General features: G+C 63.2%; 11 protein-coding genes. 6 read left to right on the forward strand and 5 right to left on the reverse strand.

Features of this window, described 5'->3' with window-relative positions:
• Positions 1-34: 34 nt before the first annotated feature.
• Positions 35-241: a DUF3311 domain-containing protein gene (locus tag AB0F72_RS20815; RefSeq protein ID WP_360433608.1), complete on the forward strand. Its 207-nt coding sequence runs from the start codon at positions 35-37 to the stop codon at positions 239-241.
• Positions 238-1,887 carry a monocarboxylate uptake permease MctP gene (gene mctP / locus AB0F72_RS20820; RefSeq protein WP_360433611.1) on the forward strand — a complete coding sequence of 550 codons (1,650 nt, stop codon included), beginning with the start codon at positions 238-240 and terminating at the stop codon, positions 1,885-1,887. Before AB0F72_RS20815 ends, mctP begins: the two co-directional genes overlap by 4 nt.
• Here mctP and AB0F72_RS20825 read toward each other — a convergent pair.
• Positions 1,884-2,648: a DUF6301 family protein gene (locus tag AB0F72_RS20825; protein WP_360433614.1), complete on the reverse strand. Its 765-nt coding sequence runs from the start codon at positions 2,646-2,648 to the stop codon at positions 1,884-1,886. The two genes, mctP and AB0F72_RS20825, sit on opposite strands and share 4 nt — an antisense overlap.
• A 113-nt stretch (positions 2,649-2,761) precedes the next feature.
• Between AB0F72_RS20825 and AB0F72_RS20830 the strand changes: the two genes are divergently transcribed.
• Positions 2,762-3,466, forward strand: a complete 705-nt coding sequence (locus AB0F72_RS20830) for a hypothetical protein (protein ID WP_360433923.1) — start codon at positions 2,762-2,764, stop codon at positions 3,464-3,466.
• Between the two features lie 366 nt (positions 3,467-3,832).
• Here AB0F72_RS20830 and AB0F72_RS20835 read toward each other — a convergent pair whose 3' ends face one another.
• Positions 3,833-4,435: an NYN domain-containing protein gene (locus tag AB0F72_RS20835; protein ID WP_360433617.1), complete on the reverse strand. Its 603-nt coding sequence runs from the start codon at positions 4,433-4,435 to the stop codon at positions 3,833-3,835.
• Between AB0F72_RS20835 and AB0F72_RS20840 the strand changes: the two genes are divergently transcribed.
• From AB0F72_RS20840 to AB0F72_RS20850, 3 genes are all read left to right on the forward strand, one after another.
• Complete coding sequence (locus AB0F72_RS20840) at positions 4,434-4,574, forward strand: hypothetical protein (RefSeq protein WP_360433619.1); 141 nt, start codon at positions 4,434-4,436, stop codon at positions 4,572-4,574. The two genes, AB0F72_RS20835 and AB0F72_RS20840, sit on opposite strands and share 2 nt — an antisense overlap.
• Before the next feature lie 555 nt (positions 4,575-5,129).
• A complete protein-coding gene (locus tag AB0F72_RS20845; RefSeq protein ID WP_360433622.1) occupies positions 5,130-5,321 on the forward strand; it encodes a hypothetical protein in 192 nt (63 codons plus the stop codon).
• 356 nt (positions 5,322-5,677) lie between these two features.
• Positions 5,678-6,766, forward strand: a complete 1,089-nt coding sequence (locus tag AB0F72_RS20850; RefSeq protein ID WP_360433926.1) for a three-Cys-motif partner protein TcmP — start codon at positions 5,678-5,680, stop codon at positions 6,764-6,766.
• Here the strand turns inward: AB0F72_RS20850 and AB0F72_RS20855 are convergent.
• From AB0F72_RS20855 to AB0F72_RS20865, 3 genes are all read right to left on the reverse strand, one after another.
• Positions 6,753-7,508 (reverse strand): phage Gp37/Gp68 family protein, encoded by a 756-nt coding sequence (locus tag AB0F72_RS20855; RefSeq protein WP_360433625.1) that lies wholly within the window; start codon positions 7,506-7,508, stop codon positions 6,753-6,755. The genes AB0F72_RS20850 and AB0F72_RS20855 overlap by 14 nt on opposite strands.
• Before the next feature lie 402 nt (positions 7,509-7,910).
• The gene (locus tag AB0F72_RS20860; RefSeq protein ID WP_360433628.1) at positions 7,911-8,726 is read right to left on the reverse strand and encodes a site-specific integrase; all 816 of its coding nucleotides are present in this window, start codon (positions 8,724-8,726) and stop codon (positions 7,911-7,913) included.
• Between the two features lie 139 nt (positions 8,727-8,865).
• A partial coding sequence (locus AB0F72_RS20865) for a hypothetical protein (protein ID WP_360433631.1) occupies positions 8,866-9,324 on the reverse strand: 459 nt, incomplete at its 5' end.

Consider the following 9,324-nt stretch of genomic DNA (forward strand, 5'->3'; position numbering starts at 1 on the left):
GTGACGTAGGACACACGCCTGACGGGAGAAATCCATGGACCAGCCCCGTACCGATAAAAGCCCCTGGAACTGGCTGCTGCTCATCCCGATCGTGGTGCCGCTGCTGACGTTCCTCTACAACGCCGACGAGCCGCGGATCGCCGGCTTCCCGAAGTTCTACTGGCTCCAGTTCGCCTTCATCCTCCTCGGCGTCGGAACGACCACGCTCGTCTATCGGATGACGAAGGGCGGACGGCGATGAGAGACCACATCACCGAGATCGTCATCTTCACGCTCCTGTTCCTGCTGGTCAGCGGCATGGGCTTCGTGGCGGCCCGGTGGCGGCGCCCGACCGACATGGCACACCTCGACGAGTGGGGACTGGGCGGCCGCAGCTTCGGCGGGTGGGTCACCTGGTTCCTGGTGGGTGGGGACCTCTACACGGCGTACACGTTCGTCGCCGTGCCCGCGCTGATCTTCGGCGCCGGAGCCGCCGGCTTCTTCGCCGTCCCCTACACCGTGATCATCTATCCGCTCTTCTTCCTGATCCTGATCCGGCTCTGGTCGGTGTCGCACCGGCACGGCTTCGTCACCCCGGCCGACTTCGTGCGCAGCCGGTTCGACTCACCGACGCTCGCGCTCGTCGTGGCGATCACCGGGATCGTGGCGACGATGCCGTACATCGCCCTGCAGTTGATCGGCATCGAGGCGGTGCTGAAGACCATGGGCGTGACCGGGGAGAGCGCGCTCGCCCGGCACCTGCCGATCATCATCGCGTTCGCGATCCTGGCGGCCTACACCTACCAGTCCGGACTGCGGGCGCCCGCGCTCATCGCGTTCGTCAAGGACACGCTCATCTACATCGTCATCCTGGTGGCGGTGCTGTGGCTGCCGTACAAGCTCGGCGGCTGGGGTGCCATCTTCGACGCGGCCGACGCGAAGTTCCAGGCCTCGCCCGCGCCCGGTGACGGGATCCTGCTGAACGCCAACAACCAGGTGCAGTACTTCACGCTGGCCCTCGGGTCGGCGCTCGCGCTCTTCCTCTACCCGCACAGCATCACCGGCGTGCTGGCCAGCAAGAACCGGGACGTCATCAAGCGGAACATGTCGGCGCTTCCGGCGTACAGCTTCCTGCTCGGGCTGATCGCGCTGCTCGGTTACATGGCGATCGCGGCCGGGGTGAAGCCGCTGCCCGGCGCCTCGGCCGGCAGCGTGGACAACAACACCGTCGTGCCGCTCCTCTTCGACCAGCAGTTCCCCTCCTGGTTCGCCGGCATCGCGTTCGCCGCGATCGGCATCGGGGCGCTCGTGCCGGCCGCGATCATGTCGATCGCCGCGGCCAACCTGTTCACCCGCAACATCTACAAGGAGTACCTGCGCAAGGACGCCACCCATGCGCAGGAGGCCTCGGTCGCGAAGATCACCTCGCTGGTCGTGAAGGTCGGCGCGGTCGCCTGCATCGTCTTCCTCGACCCGCAGTTCTCCATCGACCTGCAGCTCATCGGCGGCGTGATCATCCTGCAGACCGCGCCCGCGGTGGTGATCGGCCTCTACACCCGGTGGCTGCACCGCGGCGCCCTGATCGCCGGCTGGGCGGCCGGCATGGCACTCGGCTTCTGGATGCTCTGGCAGATCCCGAACGCCGCCACCGGCCGCGCGCACTTCGGCGGCTCCGCGTTCCCGCTCTCCGAATTCGGGTTCGACACCAAGAAGACCATCTATGTGGGATTCGTTACGGTGATCGTGAACCTCCTGGTCGCGGCATTGGTCACCCTTGCCCTGCGGGCGAGCAAGACCCCTGAGGGTACGGATCACACCGCTCCCGACGACTACTTCGCCGACGAGGGTGACCCGCGGATCGAGAAGCACCGCGACGACACGGCCGTGGACACGGTGTCGTCGACCTAGGAGATCAGTACTTCGTCCGGATGACTGTGGCCGGTCTCGTCGCGCAGCCAGGCGACGAGGCCGGCCGCCATGCTGCGGTAGGTCGTCCCGGTGGCCGGCCAGTCGATGGCCGTGCTCGTCCCGGCCACCGTGACCGTGAGCCGGTCCGGCCGCTGGGTCAGCGTGATGCTCGGTCCGACGCGCAGGGTCGTGCCGGCCGGTAGACAGGCGGCCTCGGTAGCCACGAGCGTGGTCAGGCCGTACCAATCAATGGGGTTGGTGTGGCTCTTTGCTTTTTGTGGTGGTGTTGTCGGCCGGCGTTGCTCCGGTCTCAGCCAGAGGTCCAGGGCCTGGGGGCGGTCGACGACCTCCAGCACCCCGGCGGCGACCGGCCACCCGGCGCTCGGATCCGGGCCGGGCGTCCTCGTCGGTGGCGGGCCCAGCACCTCGGCGATGTCGTCGACGGCGCGGCAGAACGCGTCCCGCCGGTCGAGGACGTCGGCGGTGTCGTGCTCGATCAGGTTCTGGTAGATCGCGGTGACCTCGCCGCGGAACACGAACGCTCCGGCGCCCGCGTCTCCGCCCGCTTTTCGGCCCGCGCCTCCACCGGCTTCCCCGCCCGCGTCTCCACCCGCGCTTCTAGCCGTGCCGAATTCGCAGGTCACCGCGCCCTCGGACGGCTCACGCCACGTCCAGCCGACGGCGTCGACGAGCCGCTCCAGCTCGTCCGCCGACCAGCCCCACTCGAACGTCGCCGCCGCCCGGGCCAGCTCCCTGCTCACGGCCGCCATTGTTCTTTACTCCCGAATAGGAGTGCTACTCACGTCGTCTCCGGTAGCGTCTGCCCCAAGAGTCGCCTTTGTTCCCTCTTCGTTCCGCTTAGGTTCGTGCCTTGATGATGACCCTGACGCAGCAGTTCGCCACCGAGTACGCGAAAGGCGCCGTTCCCGGCATGCTCCGGGCCATCCGGACCACCAAGCGGGCCAACAACCTGATTCTGATCGGCGCGCTCGCCGCCAGCTACCTGCACCAGGCGCACTTCCTGGTCAGCCTCGGCGCCGGCATGTTCTCCTGGATCGTCCCTGCCGTCTTCGACCTGGCCATGCTCTCCATGCTCACCGTCAGCCAGACACCCGGCATGGCCGCGGACGCCAAGCGGGCCGCCATGAAGATCCTGGCCGTCGTCGTGGTCATCTCCGCGGCGGTCAACTTCGCGGCGCCGGGCCCGCTGGGCTTGCGCGTCATCTTCGCGCTGGTGGTGGGCTTGGTGGCCGGTGTCGAATGGGTAGCCGCGAAGATCCGCCCGGACTTCGCCGCCATCGAAGCGCGCGAGGTCGAGGCGACCGCCGACATGCGGCCCGGCCGGCGTCTCGACCCGGAGGTGGCCAAGGCTCGGGCGGCCAAGGCGGCGGCCACCCGGAAGGCCAAGGCCGCGGCGGCCGCCAAGGCGGCCCGGGCGGCGGAGGAGGCGGCGCGGGCGCGGGCGGCGAAGGCGGCGGAGAGAGCACGGGTACGGGCGGAGCAGTCCGAGTTGGATCAGATGCTCAACCAGACGCGGGTGATGTACACCGAGGAAGTGGGAGCCCACCGCGCCTCGTGACGCGGCGTTTCCGTTCCCGCGTTCGTAATCCCGAACCGAATTCGCGCCCGGTGCAGGGCCTTTTTCAATGGCTCGGATGCAGCGTGTTCTGACCCCCTGGTCAGTGCATTGGTGGATTGTCGGCCGGAGTCGGAATTGATCCGAGGGATATCTCTGCGTGCCAAAACGGGAACGCATTCGGTGGCCGCGGAATGCCGTTCCTGGAGGGGGCGATCCGTTCGGTTGCCCTGAGTAATGCTGGCCCCCGCCAAGGCGTCAAATAATCTCACCGTTTCACGCCCTAGCGGTGGGCTAGCATGGCGAAAGCCCAGGCGGCTGGGATAACTTCCCTGGATGAGATGCATAGCGTGTGCCAATGCGGCGGGACTAATCGTCTTCCTCGCCATCCCCGGGATCGTATCCCAGCAGATTGGCGAAGCGCTCCATGAAGGGTTTCGTAAGTCGCTCAAGCGTCTCAGGACCCCAAATGACTACTTCGTCCGCAAGATTCCGAACCTCATTGGCAACTGGAGCGCCGTCCGGAAAGGCGCGCGTAACAGTCGCTCCGAGCTGCTGAACCGTGCGCACAGCCTCAGCGAGGTCTCTATCTCCCGCCATCAGCATGACATGCGAGCATGATCCTTGCTGGACCAGGCGCACCATGTCCAAAACAATAAGACTGTCTACGCCCTTCTGTTGGTAGATGGCTTCGGGTTGGAAATGTCGCATCAGTTCTTGATAATCGATGCCCATCTCCTCGGCGGCCTTGCGAAGCGCCGGCTTGTAGTCGAACTTGCGTTTCTGCAAGTGTCCAAGACCAAGTTGCAGTCCGGGTGAACTCTCCAGTCGTGCAAACTTCTCACGTTGTTGTTGAAACAGCGGAGCGCCGGGTTCGTAGGCGCCGTCGTACCAATAGGCTCGAAGGAAGCGAACGCCCATGCGTAGGGCTGACGCGTGAAGCCAACCCACCAACTCTTCGGGCTCATACATGAGCTCTGGTCTGACTGAGCAGATCGTTCGTGAACAGGAACAGGTGGAACAAGCAGCCGATCTGCTCGTGGAAGCTGCTCTCGGCCAAGGCGGACCCGACAACGTGACGGTGATCCTGATGGATGTCGAGGCAGGGTGATCAGGGTCCGGGTTTTGTGAGAAGTTTCTATACGGGTTCAAGGCGGTCGGCTTCGCCGACCGCTCGCGCTGCCCAAGCAGGGCCGGGCGAAGCCCGCCTCGGCGCCGCCGGCTTTGCCTTGGCGCCGAGGTTGCAGCCCTGCGGCAGGCGCGATTAAGCCCCGGCTATGGCGATCACGATGATCGTTTACAGCCGGGGCTTAATCGTTCGTAGGTCGAGCCGTTGGCGCGAAATGGTTGGTACCTTACGGGGGGCGGACGGCCGAATACGCAGAGTTTCGGAAAGGCTCCCCTGCTGTGATGTTTCCTGCTCAGTATGCGTGACTTAGACCACAATTTAGAAGATCCTTTGAGGTCTCCTAATTGTTGCGGCCTGGCTGTATTACTTAGTGAAGCGGGATGGCTACGCAACATGGTGGCGCACTGTTACCGCGTTTTCTGACACCATACGAGCGAGGGCGATGAGCCGTTGGCCGCTAAGGCGAACGGCACCCGGTGGCTGCCGGATGCCGCTCTCACGTCCAACCACCCATTCCATGGAAGGAAGGTACGCACTATGACTCTAAACCGTCGGTCCCCGGTCCGTAAGCCTGCGTCGATCGAGCAGGGGACGGTCGACACCCGGACTCTGCTGCTGATCGCCATCGCTACCTCGGTGGCGCTTTTGGCCCGCCAGGTTCCCAACCTCGACCAGAGTGTCACGGTTGGTCTCGTGGCGTTCGCGGTGCTGAGCCAGCACACCAAGTAGCACGCCGAAGGGCGCGCAGTTGCCTTACGCGTGGCCCTTTGGCGTCCTCGCCGGACGGGCAGGCTCCCAGGATGAGGCGGCCCAACGGTTTCTTGCGCTGATGGGTTGTCCACTCGGTTCGAAGTCATCCCGGTCGCCTGCCCAGAGGGATGCCAGGCCGAGCCCAGGCGACCGGGATGACTTCTCCGGCCGGCGTTCTTGGCCCCTGCGCCCGAAAGCGGCGAGGTTCACCACCGGCTAGGCGATGCACCAGCTTCAATGACTCATTGTGCTCGTGATGCTACGGCTAGTACTCTCAGGCCGTCTGCTATCTGGAGCTTCGAGCGAAGGATGGTCCATTGGATCTACTGTGGTCATTGGAGCCTGCGACGGCGGCGAAGCATCGCCTATACAAGCGATACTTAGACGCTTGGTGGCCAATTCTTCTTCAGCCTACGCCGGGCAAAGGATATCTGCGACCTAGGGTGACCTATGTTGATGCCTTTGCGGGACCGGGCATTTACGAAGCAGGTGAGGAAGGTTCACCGGTCTTCGCGCTGGACCGTCTTCTGAAACATCAATTGGTCAAACGTATGAATCTGTCGCGCGATCGAGTGCATCTCATCTTCCTCGAAAAGGATCGCCGACGGCATGAGCATCTCTGTAAAGTTCTGGAAGATCGCTTCGGGGAACTCAGTTGTCTTCCGGTCTCCGTTCATCCGTTGCATGGGGAAGCGGGATCGGCTACGTTGCCCGCATTAACCGATCTGTCAGCATGGGGGCATCCAATACTTGGCGTCTTCGATAGCTGGGGGAGTGTCAAGGTGCCGCTAAACGTCATTCAGCGGATCGCTCACAATCGGTCGAGTGAAGTCCTCGTAACATTCGGGCCTAACTGGTTCAGTCGCAGGGAAGCGCTCAACGAGGAACATTTCGATGCCGTATTCGGCGGGCGTGAATTCTGGTCGCCTGCGGAACGTGAGGTCAGGCCGGATGAGAAGTGGAGGGTCTGGCTCAACACCTACAGAGACGCGCTCCGGCGGGCCGGATTCAAGTACCAACTACAGTTCAAGGTCGTCCCTAGAACTGGTCTTCCACTCTATTTGGTTTATGGGACGAACCATGAAAAAGGTGTTGAGGTTATGAAGGAGGCCATGTGGAGCGTTGATGGAGAGGGTGGACTAGGATTCGAAGATCCTCGTACACGAGGAGCCGTTCCTGAAGGGCAGCTTACGCTGTGGTCTGGGATTGGCATGGCCGAACCTGAGCTAATTGAACTCGTACTCCAACGCCTTGATGATGGGCCGGTAACGCTAGAAGGGCTCGGCGAGTGGCTCCTGCTCGAAACGGCCCGCTGGCGACGACAGGACGCGCGTAGAGCGGTGACCGAGCTACTCAAGACTGGCAGTGCCACTCAGGAGTCGCCCGGGCGTCTGCAACGAACGTCCGTTATCAGGCGACGCTAGAGCGCGACGCCTTGGGCATTTCATCCCACGTTCGGCCGTCCAAAAGGCGACCGCCAGCTTTCGGGGTTCTACCACCCCATTGTTTGAAGAAGAATGCCGTGTCGGACTCCGCGCTCTTCTGCCGCAGATATCTCACCCACTCGGGATCGATCGGACGTGCGCCAGCCCCCGACTCTCCACCCACAATCAGCCAGTCGATGTTGTGTAGAGAAAGTTCATCTAGTGGGCCAAGTAGTGGTTCGGCGGAGACGAACCGAACCGAGGCGGGAACGTTTCGTAGGGCGTCTACGCGACCAAGTTGATCTTCTGCCTCGACCGAAACGCCCATCCAGACGTTCTCAGGCCAAGTAAGCTGCGGAGCGATCTTGGCTAGTCTGCTAGCTCGTTTGGTCAACACCTGGTAGGTGTGACGCGGTGTTTCTGCCATGACTTCGAAGACCCGGCGCACATACTCAAGCGGTACCCGGGCGTGAAAAAGATCGGACATAGAATTGACGAACACGACCCGCGGGTCTCGCCATCGGCGAGGGATGTCTAACGCATCTGGATGTAGCGAGACGCCGAAGCCGGGGCCGGAAGTTCTAGGGTCGCCGTCAGTCTGGTACTTCGCTGAGCCCATCGCCTTGAGTCGCTTCGCAAGCGTTAAGGCATAGCAGTTGTCGCATCCAGCCGAAATCTGGTCGCAACCTGTGGTGGGATTCCATGTCGCCTCAGTCCACTCGATCGTGCTGTTAGCAGCCATCGGTGACCACCTCCTTTCCTCTTCATTCTGTCGAACATCCGTTCGCACCGGAAGGGATGTTCGGCATCCAAACGGATACATAGGCCCAACTACACCCAACGAGGGGACAGGGATCCGAGCATGTCACCGTAAGACGGATGCGCGTCACTGTAATCAAGAAGACGCGGTGTGGGTGAAGGAGCGCCATCGCGTGTGATCGCTGGCTTCTACCTGGGGCGTCTCCAGGGCGTCAGGGCGTCTTCAGGGCGTCGAACGCTGACCAAAGTCCGCCAACATTGACCAACGACGCGTATGAATAAGGCCAAGTCAAAACCGCCCCGGTGATCGTGACCTAGAGAGGGCGGCGGACGAGTCGGCCTGTACGCCGGATTCTGCGTAGTGCATGCAGGCTGATCAGGCGTTTCACTGGTCATCTCGGCCGTGGGGCCATGGCGGGGCCATCAGCAGCCCGATCATGTTGTCGAGCGCGGTCCGGGCGCGGCCCTGGCTGGACTGCATCAGGTGGGTGTAGACGCGCAGCGTGAAGGCCGGATCGGAGTGGCCAAGCCACTCGGAGATGGCCCGGATGTTCTCACCGGCGTCGAGCAGCGTGGAGACGAACAGGTGCCGCAGCGCGTGCATGCCGTTGGTGCGGGTCCGGTCCAGGCCGGCGGCGGCGATGGCCGGATGCCAAGACAGTTTGTTGAACGTGGTCCGGTTGAGCGCGCCGCGGCGGCTGGTGGTGAAGACCAAGTTCACCGTGACCTCCTCACCGCGGAGCGGGTCCTCCCAGGGCAGAGTGACCGGGACCGGCTCGAACTCGGCCAGGTGGGTTTTGATCTCACGGGCCACCGAGGCCGGCAGCAGGGTCTGCCGCTCCTTGTCGTTCTTCGGAAGCCCGAACACCAGCCGGGACCGGACCCGCTTGACCTGACGGCGGATGGTGAGCCACCCACCGTCGAAGTCGAAGTCCTCCGGTGCCACGCCGAAGATCTCGCCTTGCCGAGCGCCGCAGCCACCACCGAGATCCACCGTGCAGCGGTAGCGCGGAAGCAGGGCGGCGCGGATCGCGGCGACGGTCGGTGGCGTCCAGGGCACGACCTTGCGGGGGATCGGCTGAGGCTGAGTGACCGACTTTGCCGAACACGGATTCTTAGCGATCAACCGGTCGTCGACGGCCGCAGTCATGATCGCGCTCAGGTGTGAGAAGCAGACCGAACGGGTGGCAACCGCGAGCACACCCACGAGGCTGCTATCCCACTCGCGGACGTCACTCGGCCTAAGGAGGGTGGGTCGGGCGGACGGTGCCGACCTGGTGGTAAGCCTGGGGGAGCAAAGGTACTTCCGGAATCGGATTACCGAGAGTTGATGCCGCCGGCTAGGACAGCTTCTTCATCAAGGCCCACGTACCAAGAACGGCACATGCGCCGCCAAGCGCATTGACGTGGTGATCTATAAACTTCTCTATGTCGAATGCGGGATCGACTGCCTGGAGATAACTCGCTATGTGTTGAACTACTGCAATAGCGATGTAGCAGGTGACTAAGATCGTCCACGCCCGCTTCAGATCCACGTCACGGGTCGTGGTTCCTGCTGCGCTAATAGTCATCTCAGATGTCGTGGGCGAAGGAGCCGAATCCTGCTCGGAACGACCTGCGACACGCGTGCCGGCGAGATTGAAATTGAGTTCGTCTGTCGAGATTGCATCGACGAGTTCTTGGTGCAGGTTCGAGATCGCACCGAGGACGCTACTGGAGTCTCGGCGCGAAGAGACTGCGCTGAGCACTCGATCAATCGCTTCTCGGGCCAGGCGGCGGGCCTGTGGGCTGGAGAGGAC

Source organism: Actinoplanes sp. NPDC023936, from assembly GCF_040639325.1.
GTDB lineage: Bacteria > Actinomycetota > Actinomycetes > Mycobacteriales > Micromonosporaceae > Actinoplanes.